The sequence below is a fragment of the Agrobacterium sp. A3-95 genome (assembly GCF_053521785.1).
Genome location: NZ_JBNWDR010000011.1, coordinates 137,643 through 153,541, shown reverse-complemented (window position 1 = coordinate 153,541; position 15,899 = coordinate 137,643). Strand labels below are relative to the sequence as shown.

Annotated in this window: 13 protein-coding genes; 7 read left to right on the top strand and 6 right to left on the bottom strand. The window is 56.6% G+C overall.

All coding sequences use genetic code 11. The features are described 5' to 3' along the window. Positions 1-100: 100 nt before the first annotated feature. The 4 genes from repA (at position 101) to ACQZ5Y_RS24365 (ending at position 5,314) form a co-directional block, all read left to right on the top strand. Positions 101-1,288: a plasmid partitioning protein RepA gene (gene repA, locus ACQZ5Y_RS24380; RefSeq protein WP_121557805.1), complete on the top strand. Its 1,188-nt coding sequence runs from the start codon at positions 101-103 to the stop codon at positions 1,286-1,288. An 84-nt stretch (positions 1,289-1,372) separates the two neighbouring features. Further along, a complete protein-coding gene (gene repB, locus ACQZ5Y_RS24375) occupies positions 1,373-2,365 on the top strand; it encodes a plasmid partitioning protein RepB (protein ID WP_121557806.1) in 993 nt (330 codons plus the stop codon). 156 nt (positions 2,366-2,521) lie between these two features. Further along, the gene (gene repC, locus ACQZ5Y_RS24370; RefSeq protein ID WP_121557807.1) at positions 2,522-3,760 is read left to right on the top strand and encodes a plasmid replication protein RepC; all 1,239 of its coding nucleotides are present in this window, start codon (positions 2,522-2,524) and stop codon (positions 3,758-3,760) included. Between the two features lie 348 nt (positions 3,761-4,108). Then, positions 4,109-5,314 carry a restriction endonuclease gene (locus tag ACQZ5Y_RS24365; protein WP_121557808.1) on the top strand — a complete coding sequence of 402 codons (1,206 nt, stop codon included), beginning with the start codon at positions 4,109-4,111 and terminating at the stop codon, positions 5,312-5,314. Between the two features lie 32 nt (positions 5,315-5,346). Here the strand turns inward: ACQZ5Y_RS24365 and ACQZ5Y_RS24360 are convergent, their stop codons facing one another. From ACQZ5Y_RS24360 to ACQZ5Y_RS24340, 5 genes are all read right to left on the bottom strand, one after another. Further along, positions 5,347-7,146, bottom strand: a complete 1,800-nt coding sequence (locus ACQZ5Y_RS24360; RefSeq protein WP_121557809.1) for a hypothetical protein — start codon at positions 7,144-7,146, stop codon at positions 5,347-5,349. A gap of 225 nt (positions 7,147-7,371) precedes the next feature. Beyond that, positions 7,372-8,286: a restriction endonuclease gene (locus ACQZ5Y_RS24355; RefSeq protein WP_121557810.1), complete on the bottom strand. Its 915-nt coding sequence runs from the start codon at positions 8,284-8,286 to the stop codon at positions 7,372-7,374. Positions 8,287-8,440: 154 nt separating this feature from the next. After that, the gene (locus ACQZ5Y_RS24350; protein ID WP_162995337.1) at positions 8,441-9,595 is read right to left on the bottom strand and encodes a site-specific integrase; all 1,155 of its coding nucleotides are present in this window, start codon (positions 9,593-9,595) and stop codon (positions 8,441-8,443) included. After that, the gene (locus ACQZ5Y_RS24345; protein ID WP_121557811.1) at positions 9,595-9,882 is read right to left on the bottom strand and encodes a DUF7673 family protein; all 288 of its coding nucleotides are present in this window, start codon (positions 9,880-9,882) and stop codon (positions 9,595-9,597) included. The genes ACQZ5Y_RS24350 and ACQZ5Y_RS24345 overlap by 1 nt, the downstream gene beginning before the upstream one ends. A 158-nt stretch (positions 9,883-10,040) precedes the next feature. Then, the gene (locus ACQZ5Y_RS24340) at positions 10,041-11,120 is read right to left on the bottom strand and encodes a TlpA family protein disulfide reductase (protein WP_121557812.1); all 1,080 of its coding nucleotides are present in this window, start codon (positions 11,118-11,120) and stop codon (positions 10,041-10,043) included. Between the two features lie 308 nt (positions 11,121-11,428). Between ACQZ5Y_RS24340 and ACQZ5Y_RS24335 the strand changes: the two genes are divergently transcribed. From ACQZ5Y_RS24335 to ACQZ5Y_RS24325, 3 genes are read left to right on the top strand one after another with little or no spacing between them, the layout of a single operon-like run. Next, complete coding sequence (locus tag ACQZ5Y_RS24335; protein ID WP_233283746.1) at positions 11,429-13,012, top strand: Mu transposase C-terminal domain-containing protein; 1,584 nt, start codon at positions 11,429-11,431, stop codon at positions 13,010-13,012. Then, the gene (locus ACQZ5Y_RS24330) at positions 13,009-13,926 is read left to right on the top strand and encodes a TniB family NTP-binding protein (protein ID WP_211380948.1); all 918 of its coding nucleotides are present in this window, start codon (positions 13,009-13,011) and stop codon (positions 13,924-13,926) included. Before ACQZ5Y_RS24335 ends, ACQZ5Y_RS24330 begins: the two co-directional genes overlap by 4 nt. Further along, on the top strand, positions 13,923-14,420 hold the full coding sequence (locus ACQZ5Y_RS24325) for a TniQ family protein (protein WP_121557815.1): 498 nt from the start codon (positions 13,923-13,925) through the stop codon (positions 14,418-14,420). Before ACQZ5Y_RS24330 ends, ACQZ5Y_RS24325 begins: the two co-directional genes overlap by 4 nt. 551 nt (positions 14,421-14,971) lie before the next feature. Here the strand turns inward: ACQZ5Y_RS24325 and ACQZ5Y_RS24320 are convergent. Beyond that, positions 14,972-15,889, bottom strand: a complete 918-nt coding sequence (locus tag ACQZ5Y_RS24320) for a recombinase family protein (protein ID WP_121557816.1) — start codon at positions 15,887-15,889, stop codon at positions 14,972-14,974. Positions 15,890-15,899: the final 10 nt, after the last annotated feature.

The following is a 15,899-nucleotide window of genomic DNA, read 5'->3' as shown; positions in this document are numbered from 1 at the left end:
AATTCCTTGTCGCGCATGCGAAATCGAACGATAGTTTCGAAAACGATGGCTCTGTGGCCATTTTTTCGAAAGTGACGCTAGTCAGGATATAGTTCGCAAAATGAGCCAGCTTCCCAACAGATTTGACGTTGAAATCGCCCAGCAAGGGGCGAAGATCTCAAGTGCGTTACATATGTTGCGCAGCCAACAGTATCCTCCAGACGCTCGCAAGGGGCTAAGAAAATTCCAGCTCCCCGAGGTCGCCGAGTTCATGGGCGTTACCCAGACCCACCTTCGCCAGATCCATGCTGATGGGAAAGGCCCCGAGATCGAATCCGTTGGTGGTCGCCGCTACTATACCGCCGATCAGATGCTGGCGCTCCGCGAATATCTCGAATCGAATAAAAAGTCAGACAAACGCTATTACCTCCCGAGGCGCAGGGAAGGCGAGGCAATGCAGGTCGTTTCCGTCGTGAATTTCAAAGGCGGTAGCGGCAAGACAACGACAGCGGCACATCTTGCCCAATATCTGGCTCTTACCGGGCATCGTGTCCTCGCCGTCGATCTGGATCCTCAGGCTTCTCTGACGTCATTGTTCGGTATCCAACCTGAACTGGATGACACCGCCTCGCTCTATGAGGCACTTCGCTTTGATGATGAACGCAAGCCGATTTCCGAGGTCATCCAATCAACTAACATTCCTGGATTGGACGTTGTCCCGGCCAATCTCGTATTGCAGGAATTCGAGTATGACGTGCCTCTCGCCATCTCCTCCAGGAAGGGCGACGAAGGCAGGCTGTTCCACATGCGCATCGTCAATGCGCTGAAAGAGGTTGATCACTTGTACGATGTGGTGGTCATCGACTGCCCACCGCAACTTGGCTATCTGACCATCACTGCTCTGATGGCCTCCACGGGCATCCTGATTACTATTCATCCGCAGATGCTCGACATCATGTCGATGAGCCAGTTCTTGCAGATGCTCGGCGGCATCATGACGCCAGTTGCAGAGGCCGGTGCGGAGATCAGGGTGGAATGGTTTCGCTATCTCGTAACACGTTTTGAGCCGACCGATATTCCCCAAGCTCAGATGGTGGGCTTCATGCAGTCGATGTTCGCACAGCAGATGCTCCGCAACCATGTCCTCAAGTCGACGGCGATTTCGGATGCTTCGATCCGCAAACAGACCCTTTACGAGGTCGAGCGAGGAGATTTCGTTCGCCAAACCTATGATCGCGCCATGGAGAGTCTCAATGCCGCCAATGGCGAAGTCGTGGACCTCATTCACAGCGCATGGGGAAGGAAATGACGATCTTGTCAGCCGTTTTTTTCGACCTTTTTTCTTGTCTTCCCAATGTCTTGTTGCCGGTGATCGTGCAATTGGAGGTCGACTATGTCGCGTGAGAATCCATTCGCAAAGTTAGATCTGTCGTCTTTGTCCGAGAAAACACCTGCCAAGCCTGGCTATGGTATGACCGGCGCAGCGAAGACGGTTGTTCGGTCCATCGAAGACATGGCCGAGAACACCAGGAAGCTTATGGATGGCGAAGCCATCGTCGAGCTCGATCCTCAACTTCTTGACGTTTCGCCCATAGCCGACCGTCTTACAGATGAAGGCGAAGAATATCAGGAGTTGAAACAGGCCATCAAGGAGGCTGGACAGACAACGCCTATCCTCGTGCGGCCCAGTTCTTCGGATAGTAAGCGGTTCATGGTCGTATTCGGCCATCGGCGCCTGAAGGTCGCGAAAGAACTTGGTGTCCCGGTTAGGGCAGTCGTCAAGAAGCTGGACGATATTACCTCTGCTATTGCGCAAGGTCAGGAGAACTCGGCCCGGTCGAACCTGTCATTCATCGAGCGCGCATATTTCGCGCAGAACATGCTTGTGTCTGGGATGACGAAAGAGGTTGTTCGTTCGTCGCTTGCAGTCGATGAGGCTATGCTCTCGAAAATGCTAGGCGTCGTCGACGTGGTCCCTGCCCCGATCATTAAAGCTCTTGGCGCGTCTAAGAAAATCGGACGAGACAAGTGGCTAAGCCTTCGCCAACTGGTCCTTGCCCCTGCTCTATTGAAGGTCGCAACAGAGCATGCCGCAACCTCGGATTTCATGGCAGTGGACGAAGACAAACGCTTTGACGCCCTTCACGACTTCCTGAAGCGGTACAAGGTCAAGTCGGCGGCCAAGGCACCGAAGACCCGAGCCCAGACAAGAGATTGGGTGTCCAGCGACAGTTCGCTGAGTTTTGCCATGAACGCTAAGTCAAAAAAGGTCGCGATCGAGCTCTCAAATGCAGAAGCGAAGCCCTTTGGTGATTGGCTTTCGAACCACATGGACCGCCTGTATGCCGAATACAGCGGATCAAAAACGAACAACAACGGAGACTAAACCGCAAAAGAAAAAGGCCCCCAAACGGTAAACCGTGGAAGCCTCTCTCGTTATCTGTCGCAGGATTGAGAATCGCATTTCCCGGAATCACAGTCAAGAGTCTTGGCGCCGATTTGGTGAGTGGATTTCTTTTGCCTAGAGAAAGGTGAAAGAAAAATGCAGTCGGGACACATAACGACGCCCTTTGGGCGGCGGTCGGTGAATCTCGCCCTGGTCAAAGATCAGTTCGCCATGCGAGATTCGAAAATAGGAGCACCAGTAGAGAAGTGGAAAGTGTTTCGCGACGTCTGCGAGGCAAGGGAGCGATTTGGCCTCCAAGATCGAGCCATCGCGGTTCTCGATGCGCTTTTGACTTTCTACCCAGAGCCACAGCTCGATCCTGAGAGAGGGCTTGTCGTGTTCCCGTCCAATGCGCAGCTATCGGTCCGTGCGCACGGCATCACCGAAAGCACGCTCCGCCGGCAGCTGGCCTCCCTCGTTGAGGCCGGCCTCATTCAACGTAGAGACAGTCCGAACGGCAAGCGGTACGCGCATCGTGATCGCGATGGCCAAATCGAGCACGCTTATGGCTTCGATCTTACCCCGCTTCTCGCGCGCGCATCCGAGATTGCATTACTCGCACAGGAGATTGCGGCGGAACGCATGCGCTTCCGTCGAGCAAAAGAAGCGCTGACTATCTGCCGACGCGATGTCCGAAAGCTTATCACGGCTGCGATGGAAGAAGGCGCACCAGGGAACTGGGAGTACATCGAGACTGTGTATGTCGGCATAGTGGGCCGCCATCCGCGCTATGCAGACAGGGCTCGCGTTGAGAAAACCCTCGAAGAAATGGAACTCTTGCGCGAAGAGGTGCTTAACCATCTCGATTTTAACGACAATGACGAAAATATGCATGGCAATGCCGTTCAAAATGCACGCCACATACAGAATTCAAATACCGATATTATAATTGAACTTGAACCTAGCTCTGGAAAAGAGCAGGGCGTCAACTTGGCGCGCAATCGTGATCGTGGAATGCTTGGTGAGGCGGGAGCTACCAAAAATGCGATCAAGGCCTTCCCGTTAGGTATGGTCCTTCGAGCCTGCCCGCAGATTGGAGACTATGGTCCACCTGGAGGCATATCCCATTGGCGAGAACTCATGACTGCGGCGGTAGTGGTGCGCTCCATGCTTGGAGTTAGTCCGTCCGCCTACGAGGAAGCTTGCGATGCGATGGGGCCTGAGAACGCGGCCGTAGCGATGGCGTGTATCCTCGAGCGTTCGAACTTCATCAACTCGGCGGGCGGTTACCTTCGCGATCTCACGAAGCGAGCGGCGAGGGACGAGTTTTCGCTGGGGCCGATGCTTATGGCACTTTTGAGAGCGAGTGGCGAAAGTGGTGCTATCGCGAGCTAGGGTGAGGATTCCAAGAGATATCACGCAACCGTCCCACAGAACGCGGACGGCGCTTTGAGCTTGTCAGCCGTTTTTTTTCACGGTTTCGTAAAGTTATTCAACCTGTTAAGGAAAATGAGAGTCGAATTTCGAGATGTGGCTCTTTGGAGATTATTTGATGGTTAGCGAGGTAGGGACGGGAGACTTGGATTCTCAATACTCGGATCGGTTGCCACATTGACCGTGAGAATGAGCCCGTTTCCGCTTCGGTTTGCAGCTAATTCGAGATTCAGGTGCCTTGGAATCAAGCTTAACCGCAGATGCGAATAGGTTGGTTTTCTCAAGGAACGGCGGACGAAAGGCGAGATTATGCGCGGTACAGAAGACAATTCGATTATGGCTGCCCTTGAGCAGTTCGAGGCCACCGAAGCCAATCTCGTCAAGCTTGAGCGGATCTGCAGCGAGCTTCAAGAGATGGTTCCTGAGGGGATATCCTTTGGCGAGGATGTCGAGTACGAGGAACGGACGCGCTCCTTTGAGCTTCTGCTGAACAGTCTTCCCATGATCAACGGCTGGAAGCCGACCGCGATGCCCGCGGACCTCAACGGAATTGCACAAAGCCGTTTCGACGCAATGGAGATCGACGAGCCGTCGACATACAGCGCCATCGAAAGCTGGATCGAAGAGCCGGGGCGCGCATTGCGAGAGTATCGCTTCCGGATGAATACTATGCGACGCGCTCTAATTCGCGATGCGCTCGTCGTGTTGATCGATCAAGTCGATGCTGATCTGCGGAGTATCCGTTCGGCTCTCCCGCTTGAGGTAGAGGCAAACCATCGCCTTGACCGTGAGGCCTGGAGCAGCATTCGGGATCATATCAAACAGATCGAAGTGCTTCTCGGTTCGAGCGTGCAGAAGCCGCCGCACTGGCAACTCATGTTGAGGCACATACATTTCGGTTATGTCAGCGATCTCATCGACATTGAGAATGCAGATTGGCCAAACATCAAGAGTGCTTTACGCAAGGGCCTTTACGGTGCCAATGAGCCGATCCCGGTCAGAGCAAAGGATTTGTCAGAGCTAGTTGCATCGCGACCGAAGGGGCCGATTTCAACAGCACTTGCTTGGTCGGAAATTGATGATGGTGCCTTTGAACGTCTCATCTTCACGTTGATAAGTGACACGCCAGGGTATCTCAATCCCGAGTGGCTCATGCAGACACGAGCGCCGGATCGAGGCCGCGATCTTTCGGTTACGCGTGAAACCAAGGACGAGTTGTCTGGGACCCTCCACCAGCGAGTTGTCATTCAGTGCAAGCATTGGCTTAGCAAAAGTGTCGGGGTCGGCGAAGCCGCTACGGCGAAGGAGCAAATGAGCCTGTGGGAGCATCCAAAGGTCGATGTCCTCATCATTGCGACAAGCGGGCGGTTCACCGCTGATGGAGTCAGCTGGATCGAGAAACACAACTCGAAAGGTGAGGCGCCACGCATTGAGATGTGGCCCGAAAGCCATCTAGAGCGACTACTTTCTGCGCGGCCTGCTATAATCGCTGAATTTGCCCTTCGTGGTGGTTAGCGGACTTTATGCAACGGGCTTAGCAAGACCGGCTATTTCGCTCCAATCCCAATGAAGCTGGCGCCGACAGCGCCGCACGATAGCCTGGCCGATAGCATCAGGGTATCGAGCTGCTTCATGCGCTTAATGCGATCGCCCGTTGCAGTTGGGCTCGGGCCTATGCATGCTTGCCGCTCAGTTTCGGTGAGTTGCGGCTGGAGAACAATTACGGTCTTGATGTGATCAGGCTTTAGCGCCTTCGCTGCCTCGATGATCTCGACCCTATCGTTCTGCTTTATTCCGTCCAACCAAACTGCTCCCCCGATTTTCTTGTGCTTACCGCCGGCGAGAATGTCCGCGAGTATATTGCGGTCCAAATGCCTTACGTTCTTGACGGCCTGACCGACGACGACCTCGTAGTTTGAGACCGAGACACCGCGGTTAACGTCGGTCTTGTTTGAGCCCTTTGCGTGGATGAGGGTCACATGATCGCCCGCGGGGTTAATATGAACAAAATCGGCGAACTCCATCGAACCATCATCACTCGCGAGCCAACCTGCTGGGAAGAGCTTCTCGATTACGTAGGCAAAAAGCGAATCGTCATTTGTGCCGTCCTCTTTCTGCGACGCAATGACATCTGCCAGGGCTTTCCCGCCCCACAGTTTTGGCTTCTCTTTGTCGACAGCGTAGTTTGCAAAGTCCCTGAAGTCCCAGTCAAAACGTTGATCACGGTAAGCTTGCGTGAACAGGCGACCATCCGCGAGCGTCGTTCCATCAGCATAGTAAATGCGCAGACACTCAGGCCGTTCGATCAGCTGGGAGCACTGCTCGCGCTCCAATTGACACCCCTCAACTTGGTCGGACCATGTCGCACTTGCATAGGAGCGGTCAGCCGCACCAGCAATGGTGATCTCAACCGAGCCGATTTCTGTACCGCCAAGAGAGACACGACATCTTGGCGACGGGCCGCTATGGTCCAGAACAGTCAGCTCGCTCTCATAAGCCCATGCAATCGCCCGTTCGCGCGTTGCCTGGTCGATCGTGTCTTCAGCTAGCAATTCTGGCGAAATTAGCGCCACGGCGTAAGGATCCGTGGCTGTCGACGCTTCCCCTACTGTCTGGGCGAGCACCTGCAACCAAGGTTGAGCAACAGATGAACCTTTCTCGGTCGTGGCGATGTGGTCAATCAGACCTGACAGCGTCGTTGTAAATGCTTTCCAATCCTTTGGCCTGTTTACCCAAATTCGGCTTGAGGAGGGCGCCGCGCCGATCACAGTTTTGCCATCGAAGGCTCCGCTGCTTTTAACCGCGGAATAGTAGAAGGTTTGATCACCCAAGGGATCCAATGCGAGTTCTAGAGCCGGCCCCGTCATCGACTTAGCACTTGCTTTTGCCGCAGTGGGAGTGTGCACTCCCGTTAGCCACATGGCTTTCGCCTGGCTTCCGACGAACGCTCGTTCCAACAGGTCGCTCTTTAGTGGCTTGGCGATAGCAATCTTCTTGGTCAGTCGCTCGCGCATTGAGGATTCAGAGCAGACGATGGCGACCAGGTCATTCCTGACTGCAATAACCACAAGCTCGTTCGTTTCGTCATAGAACTCGCCGCTAGCCCAAGGAGATAGTCGTTTGTTGACATAGACGTGTGCTTGGATCGTGAGCCCGGCGGTGGTTGACACGGCGAAGCTCTCGCGAAATTTCCGGCCATTTGCGTCACTCGTCAGCTCCACGATCTGGGTCGCAAATTCCTGCAGGGCCTTTGCTGGCTTCCCCTTGGATACGAGCCTGAGGAAGCCGGCTGAGAGGTATGGTTTCAAAATCGCTGTGGGCAGTTTGCGGAGAGCCTGTTGAACCATGTCATCTACTCGTGTTGCTAAATCGGTTGGGCGTTCGTTTCAGGCCCATGCGTTTCTGCTCGCATTCGTGGTTGACTGCAAGGTTAGAGGGAGAAGTGGGGATTAGAAACAACCAAAGGGATCATAGAAAAATCCCGCAGATCCGGATGCGGCCCCATGCTCACCTGAGCCGAACGAGACCTCATCTTGGAATCGCCGCCCGCCATCACCGTGCTTCGCCGCGGCTCACAGATAGTCTTCGGACAGGACCTCAGCGAGACTTGAGGGTGGTGACCAAATTCCAGAAGCTGCCTTCTGATAGGTCTTACATAGTGTCACTAGTTTCTGACGGCCTGCGAAATTTATTGTCTCTCTCTCGATTTCGCTCAAATGACTGAAGGCCGCACGGGTGTAGCCGTGTGTGGACAGAAATAGTCCGCCACTCTTTTTTTCGCGGGCGATCAGTTCAACGAACTCGTTCACTGCCCGAGATCCGACCTTCTTGCCGGATCGCCAATGTTTGATTTCGATGTAGTATTCTACGCCTTGACCGCCAATTTCACATGCAAGCACGACATCCTTTCCACCGTCTTTCGCAGGCGGAGTAAGCGTTGCTCTAAAACCCAGTCCGGAGAATAGCTCTGCAACTGTCTCCTCGATCTGATACCACTTGAGCGCTGCAAGTGCGCTGTCAGGTTGGTCGGCGATCCACCCAACGAACTTTCTCGAAAGGTCGCTGACGGCTTGTTGAATCAGGACCTCGACCGGCGTTTTCTTTTGTTGGAAGCTTTTCGCCCATGCCGCGAGATCGGAAGTGGTCAAAAGCTCCAATTTGGCGGGCGCTTCGGCTGAAATTTTTCGTGCCGAGGAGCTGAAGCCAGCATCGGAGACGAGAATCGCGCGGTCGACCGAATCTATGCGATGTTCAAGAAGTCTTTGGATGGACGCACCTTCGATAGGCGCTTGAGAGATCTTGGTGAAAATCCCTATGCTGTGCCGCGCATGTCCTCCAATAGCTGGCCGTCCCGCGCGGTAGTCGAAACCAAAGTCATCTGTTTCTTGGCGAAAATAATACCCGCTTTCGACTAGCATCGGTTCTATTGCGTGGCGCAGGCGCATTTCAGCTATGCGTGCCTCGATTGCGGGTCCCCTATTAGACATGTAATCCCCGATACCAATTCTTTAACGTCATCTAGACTGAGAACGTATATATTTGGTTGAACCTCCCTCACGCGGATCGTCTCTAGGACGTGCGCTCTTGGTCATTCTCTCGAGATCCAACAACGAGGGTCGTTGTCACTATCAGGGGTGATCGTCAGATCAACCTTGCCGCCCTCCCGCTGCGGCGGGTCGCGCTGTTGTAGTAACTCGATGCCTGTTGAACAGAGCGGTGGCGAGATTGCTCCATAGCTTCGGGTAAAGAAATGCCACGATTGGCTGCCTCGGTTAGGTAGCCTGATCTCAAACCGTGCGCCGAAAACTCCGCCGCATCCAACCCGGCCATCTCCACCCGCTGCTTGATGATCGCATTGACCGACTGCGGATCGAGCGGGCGCTTGGACACCGAGCCCCAACGCCCGATCCCCCGAAACACACTACCCCTCTCGATCTTCGCCGCCGTGATCCAGTCGTTCAGAGCATCCACCGGCCGGCCAGTCAGATACACAACATCATTCTGTTCGCCGTTGGTGGTCTTGGTGCGCCCGAGATGAATGGCGAGAGACGGCAGGGGAGGGTCATCGGGCAACTCGATCGGTGCCTCAACACTCAACTGCTCAAACCGCAGTCCGGCGATCTCGCTGCGCCGACGCCCACCAGAGGCAAAGGCGACCATCAGAATCGCACGATCCCGGATATTGCGTAGGCTGTCGCCTGCACAAGTCGCCAGCAGTTTCGCCAGAACATCGCTCGTAACAGCCTTGGCACTCTTTCGAGTCTTCTTCCTCGGCACGGCCCGAACTGCAAGCCGAATGGCAGATTTGACGGGAGGGGAGGCGAAGGCGCCATCGAGGCCGCGCCACTTTGTCAGCGTCGACCAATTGGCTAGCCGCCGACGCACGGTCGCCGGCGCATGCGGCCCGGTCGATCTCAGAAAGTTTTGGCTGCGAAGGATTTCCGCGACCTCGGCCGGCATGCCGTGATCGGGATCGGTGGCGCGCTTTTGCGGATCCCAAAGATGATGGGCGACGAATTTTAAGAGCAGCGCCTCGGGCGCCGGCCATGGCAGCGATCGTTTTGTCGCGGCCAGCGCCCAGGCCTCGATATAGGCGAGGTCGGAGGTGATGGCCCGAAGCGTGTTGGGGCCCATGCCTTCGTTGACGAGATGGCGCAGCGTTTCGATATCACTGTCGGTCAGCAGTTCGGCGAGTTCATCGCGCCGGTCGATCGGCAGCACGGATGCAATCGTGTCGAGCTCGACGGCTCGTCGTTCTACGCCGGTCAGACGGGCTGATTTCTGCGATGCAGCCATCAAGCTGTTTCCGCCGTCGGGCGCCAGCGCGCGATAATCTGCTCGATCTCGCTGCGACAGTCGTGGGGGTAGTGAAGGTCCTCTTCGCGCGCCAGCCAGGTGAACACGGTCGCCATATCGTCGGCGACCTCGCGATCGACATTCGCTAGATCAGTCAGATCGAAGCCGCCATGCACGTCGGCGTTCCACCAGGCAAGCAGAAAGTTGGCGACGCGACAGCCTTGCCCGGTATCCTGGTGGGCGATGTTGAGCAGCTTTTCGAGAGCGAAACGGACGCGATCTTCCATGGAGATGAGCCTTTGCGGAGAGTGGATTAGCCTAGATTCGATGGTGTCGACGAGCTTGATTAGGCGGAATCATTGTTGTTGGAATGATACAGTTTTTACCCGGCCAGGATCATTGGAATCTCCTGTGTTTACCGGAATGCGCCTGAAGCCCACCTAAACTACAACGTCAATTTCCGTATCCGTCCGATCTCCGCACTCGTCCAATCCTGCTGCGGCGCCGGCAGATTTCCGTCTCTGGTCAACACGTTTGCCCTATGCAGCAGTTCAGTTGCTTCTTCCGTTTGACCAAGTCTTGCTGCCGCCTCAGCCTCTAATAGTCGGCAGTAAATTCTATGCGCTGTTTCATGTTCATTTGCGGAAGGGCCATCAGCCACCATGGCTATCGCCCTCATTGCTGTTCGCAGAGCCTCGGGGTGTCCACATAGCTGCCGTATAGCAGTCCCTGCCAACATTGACTGGACGCGCAAATTCTCCCTGAACCTGCCTGCGACCTCGCGGTAGTAATCGATCGCCGCATCACTTCGCTTTGGATGTGCAGCAAGTAAGCTGAACTTGAGTATAGCGAATTCGGGATCTTCGGACAGTGAAGGCAAATGCCGCTCACCTTCGGCCATCAGGCTCAGCCCCTCGTCCAGCTCTCCAGTTACTAATGCGTCCGTCAGGTCATGGGTGAGGCGAAGTAGCGCGATGCCGGCATCACTGGTAACCAAGCGGTGCTTGTCGCGGGCTGCGCTGATGTCCCATGTGCCTCCAACCATCATCGGCAAAACGTCTGCAATCTCTGTTGGATCGCCAATCCAGGCGACCCGGCCGCCTTTCTCGATAAGGAACGCCGATGGCACACCCTGTTGTCCACTAGCTTCCAGCCAATGACGGGTGACGCTTCCGCGCATAAGGCCCGACAAATCAGGCCTGCGTTCCTCAAGTGCAAGAATCGCAAGGCTGTCTGATGCCAAGGCCGCCTTTGCTGTCCGATCCACGTCCCGCACCATCACGGCGACGCCGTAAACTGGCACGCCATGTTTGGCACCGAGCTCCGCGACCTCTTTAACCGCCGGCAGGCACCCGTAGCAGCCGGCGTTCCATAGAATGACCGCGGTGGGTCGATCGAATGCCACCTTATATAATTGTTCTTCTCTGTTGAATACACGGTCGAACTGAAGGGTAGGGGCTTGGTCACCAGGAGATAGCCAAGGGGTTTCCGCATGTGCTTCAGGTAAATCGCCCGGACTTTGCATCTTCCTATCCCCTCTCAATCGCAACTACATTCTTGATGTGGATACGGTCGAAAACCTTTGCAACATACCCGCGAGATCAGGGACGGTAATCCTCGGATAAAGCGCCGCAGAAGGGTGCTAAAAACCGAACGCAGCCCAACTGGATAGGAATGGCATCGGAAGCCCGCCGTCTTTCAACTGTCATTTTCGAGGAGCATCCTGTGATCTGCAACGTTTGATCGTGGCCATGCTGAAAGCTCAGCGAGGAAGCCTCAATGGCGCAGGCACCTAACAGGACGCTCATCAGCGATACGGCTTGGCAGAAGGCCGTGGCCCGCGAAGCGGTCATTCGGCCCATCGCTTTTGAAAAGAAGTTGACCGGCCCGGAGAGATCTGCCGCATGCAGGGAGTTGGGTCTCAAGCCAACAAGGTTCTATCAACTGCTCGCACAGTTCCGGCGAAAGCCGGTGACCAGCTCATTGCTGGATGAAACGCCCGGGCCAGAGAAGGGGAGGCGGCTCCTGTCGTCGGAACAGGAAGATGCCGTCACCTGCGCCATCCAGGAAATTTATTGCCGTCGTGAGCGACCGACGATCACCGCCGTTCATGATCATGTCCGCGTCATTTGCCGTCAGCGAGACATACCTGCACCCTCCTGGAAAGCCGTGAAGGTTCGCATCGATCGCTCCGACCAGAGGAAGCTGGCCAAGGCCCGAGAGGGGGCCAGCGTCGCCCGTCAGCAATACAAACCCGTTACCGATGAGTATTCAGTCGGGGACGCGTTGGAGGTCGTTCAGATCGATCATACCTTGGTCGATCTCTTCGTTGTCGACGCTGTAAACCGCCAACCATTGCAGCGGCCCTGGCTAACGTTAGCGATCGATGTCGCCAGCCGTATGGTGGCCGGCTTCTACCTGAGCCTTGAGTATCCATCTTCAACATCCGTGGCCTTGGCCATCCGGCACATGGTGTTGCCGAAGGCTTGCTGGCTCGCGGAGCGAAACGTGGTCGGCGGCTGGCCCGTCCATGGTTTGCCCAGCGCCATTCATCTCGACAATGCTCGGGAGTTTCGGGGAAAAGCGCTGGCCTGGGGTGCGGCCGAACATGGCATCAATCTTATCCATCGACCAGTTGCTCGCCCACATTACGGCGGTCATATCGAGCGGCTTATCGGCACGATGATGGGCGCCGTTCACTTTCTGCCCGGCTCAACGTCCAGCGATATAGGCTCCCGTGGCGACTACGATCCGCAAAAGCATGCTGTGATGACCTTTGACGAGCTGGAGCGGTGGCTCGCCCTTGAGATCGTCGGCCGGTATCACGCCGATATCCACCGTGCGCTAAAGATTCCGCCTCGGCTGGCCTGGGAAGATGCTGTCCTCTCGCGTCGGGAGCCTCTGCGGCTTCCCTATGACGAACACCGTTTCGTTCTGGATTTCCTGCCTTTCGAGCAACGCGTCATACGTCGCGACGGACTGCACCTGTTCGGCCTCAAATATTGGGATGATTTCCTGAGCCCGTGGACCGGTGCGCCGGACAAGATGCGGGTCCGTTACGATCCGCGGGATATTTCCTGCGTGTTCGTCGACGGGCCAAAAGGCGAAAGCTGGTTGGTTCGATTTGCAGACCTCGGACGGCCACGGATCACGCTGGGCGAACACCGGCAGGCCGTGGCCGCTTTGAGGGCTCGTGGTCTGCAATCGGTCGATGAGCACCTGATCTTCGAAACCATCGAAACCCAGCGACAGATTGTCGAGATGGCAGGTCGCCAAACACGGAGCATCCGCCGGGGAGCCGAGAGACGGTCGCGAGCGCTGGCGGACACCGACCGGCAGCATGCGCAAACAGTAGATGATGCCGAAGAGGACAATTTCTCTGATCTGGCACCATTGTCGGTGGAGGAATGGTCTTGACGGAATATCCCCATCTCCTACCAGCCTACCGTCAGTATGCCGAGATGGGGACCGAAGAACGGATCGCCTGGATCCGTGCCGATCGTTGGCTGGAAACAGCCGATGCGAGGGCTGCGCTGGCGCGGCTTGAGGATCTACTCTCCTATCCGCCGCGGGATCGAATGCCCTGTCTGCTCCTCTATGGCGATACCGGCATGGGAAAAACGAAAATCATCCGAAAGTTTCTTCGCGATCACCAGCCCATCTTCGATCGTGGAACCGGGGTAACGAACATGCCGGTCGTGGCAATGCAGATGCCGGCCGAACCCGTCGAACGCGATGTCTACGGCGAACTCCTCAATGCGATGAGTGCACCTGGTCCAAGTGGAGACCTGACCTACCGACTGAAGACCACTTGCCGCACTCTTATGCGCAGGATGGGCGTGCGGATGCTGATCATCGATGAGATTCATGCCATGCTGACCGGCACATACCGGCAGCAACGTGTCTTTCTCAACGTTATCCGCTTTCTGGCGAATGATCTAAAAGTCCCGTTGATCTGCGCCGGGACCGATCTTGCCCGACAAGCGTTGTTGACGGATGCTCAGCTCGCGGAGAGGTTCGAGGCAATTCACCTGAAGCGCTGGTCCAATACACAGGAGCTCGCACAGTTGCTCGCGAGTCTCGGCAGCATCCTGCCTCTGCGCGAGCCATCCCAGCTTGGCACCGCAGCAGTGCGCCGCAGGGTGCTAGATATGACCGACGCCGTTACGGTGCGAATTTTTCGCCTCATCGAGACGGTTGCGGTCGAAGCTGTCCGAAATGGGAATGAGAGGATTACCTTGGAGAGCTTCGACGCCGACAACCTTGTCCTACCTTTGGTCGCGATGGCGCGGCGCACTGAAGGGCGCCTGCGGCGACATGCAAACCCGTGAGAGCGGTGCGGCTGCTGGCGATCGCCCCACGGCCCTATGAGGATGAACTTCTCAGCTGTTGGCGTTGGCGGGTCGCGAGCCATTATTCCAGCTCGCCCCGGCAGATCGACAACTGGATATGTGGCGTTTCGGAGGTATCTAAGCCGCATCTCTTCGGCCACAACGTCCTTACCGAACAATCCGCAACGCGATCATGGGCGCTTGCCTGTCGCTTGCGGCAAGACGATCTGAAGCAACTGTCTCTGCAGTCTACCGGGCGTAGCAGGGCGTCATTCGTCAACGATCCAGCGAATAGAGGCGTTTGTCCGACATGCCTGGACGAGGATGCCGAGGAGGGGAGGGACCACTACTGCCGACGGTTCTGGTCATGCGTCGAAGCCGTCGTTTGCCCCCGGCACAACTGGGCTCGAAATCAACTGCGGCGGATGTTTCCGCGGTGGCCTGTTTCAGTTTCGGTCTACGCTTGCCGGGCTTGTCAGATTATTTTGCCGTGAATGCGATGTTATTATCTCGGCGAGAAGGTTCCAGCGCCGCGATCAAACAGACTTGCTGCAGGTCGCCTCGTTGATGGGCGATGCTATCGGCAGAGGCGGGCCGGAGTTTGAACGAATTGGGACAGCAAGCCGCTTCCTCTGGTCGCCGAGGCCGGAAGGCATGCCATACATCGCCGCGCTGAGTTTATCGCTGCCTTATGGCCAGCGACCGTCAGTTACACCAGGCGCGGCTCCGCTGCCCAGCCTCCCACCGGCATGGCGAGCCGTGACCATTACGGCCATTGCCGACCTCCTCTTTGCGGAGACCGCCAGGAAGCCTCTACTCTCTGCCTCTTTCCGTGAAGCCTTCCGGCAATTCGAGCGCGGACCGGTCCCAGCGTATCATCAGGCGCCACCTCAAAGGCGGGCCGCGTCAGTCCTAAATCTCCGTGCGGAAACCGAATACCGGCAGCTCGCTCGCGGCATTGTCGAAAGCGAAGGCTGGAAATCTCTGCCGCCCAAAACGGGGCGCGCAAGAAACCGGGCAATCGGCAGGCTGATGCTCCGCGCTCTCAATGACGAATGAGGCCAAACCGATGTGCCTCGTCCAGCAGGTGGCGAACAGAGGAAGGCTGCCATTTCCGCCCACCGCGCGCTGGCCGCTCTCCCATCTGATCAAGTTGGGCGGCAATGTCACGCAACGACAGATCAGGGTCAGCAATGGCAATTGCGGCCACGAGTTTCATCAGGTGATCTTCTGGCGCGCGCCGCGGCGAGCGTGCCAACAGCTCGGGATCGGCCAGCTTCTCGCGAACCATTCGATGCACCGCCCGGCGCAGTCGCTCCACCGTCCAGTTGTGACCGCGGCGATTGAGCACCTGGACGACATTGTCCCAGCTGTGCTGTGGTCTGAGCTGCCGGACCATGGGCAACCAGGTCTGCGCTGAGGAGATGAGCTCGTCGAGATAGAGTTTTTCTCGTGCCTTCGACACCGCCTTGATCGCTTCTGGCCGCCGCTCGCGAAGTCCGGGGTTACCCGGCAGCTTGCCACGCGCTTTTGCCGCCTTGATGCCGGCTTTGGTTCGTTCGGCAATCAGCGCCCGTTCGAGCTGCGCGACAGCGCCAAGGACCTGAAGGGAGAACATGCCCTGCGGCGTGGACGTGTCGATCGGATCGCGGATCGATCGGAAATGAACGCCGCGTTCCTCAAGGTCCTCGATCACCTGCAACAGATGGCTGACCGATCGGGCAAGGCGATCCAGCCGGACGACGACAAGCACGTCGCCAGCAGTCAGGTCTCCGAGCAGTCTGGTCAAAACCGGTCGGACCCGTGATGCACCGGATCCGTGTTCCTGAAAAATCCGCTCGCAACCGGCGGCGCGCAGCTCGTCCATCTGTGCATCATGGACCTGATCGTCGGTCGAAACACGGGCATAGCCGATAAGACGTTTGGGGGCCGGCGCTGGATTGGCGGCCTGTCGTTTTGCCATGGTTTTCTCG

Coding starts and splice junctions, on each gene's coding strand:
- ACQZ5Y_RS24360 (WP_121557809.1), bottom strand. CDS start 7,146: ATGGTTCAACAGGCTCTCCGCAAACTGCCCACAGCGATTTTGAAACCA.
- ACQZ5Y_RS24320 (WP_121557816.1), bottom strand. CDS start 15,889: ATGGCAAAACGACAGGCCGCCAATCCAGCGCCGGCCCCCAAACGTCTT.
- repC (WP_121557807.1), top strand. CDS start 2,522: ATGCAGTCGGGACACATAACGACGCCCTTTGGGCGGCGGTCGGTGAAT.
- repB (WP_121557806.1), top strand. CDS start 1,373: ATGTCGCGTGAGAATCCATTCGCAAAGTTAGATCTGTCGTCTTTGTCC.
- ACQZ5Y_RS24365 (WP_121557808.1), top strand. CDS start 4,109: ATGCGCGGTACAGAAGACAATTCGATTATGGCTGCCCTTGAGCAGTTC.
- ACQZ5Y_RS24345 (WP_121557811.1), bottom strand. CDS start 9,882: ATGGAAGATCGCGTCCGTTTCGCTCTCGAAAAGCTGCTCAACATCGCC.
- ACQZ5Y_RS24355 (WP_121557810.1), bottom strand. CDS start 8,286: ATGTCTAATAGGGGACCCGCAATCGAGGCACGCATAGCTGAAATGCGC.
- ACQZ5Y_RS24340 (WP_121557812.1), bottom strand. CDS start 11,120: ATGCAAAGTCCGGGCGATTTACCTGAAGCACATGCGGAAACCCCTTGG.
- repA (WP_121557805.1), top strand. CDS start 101: ATGAGCCAGCTTCCCAACAGATTTGACGTTGAAATCGCCCAGCAAGGG.
- ACQZ5Y_RS24350 (WP_162995337.1), bottom strand. CDS start 9,595: ATGGCTGCATCGCAGAAATCAGCCCGTCTGACCGGCGTAGAACGACGA.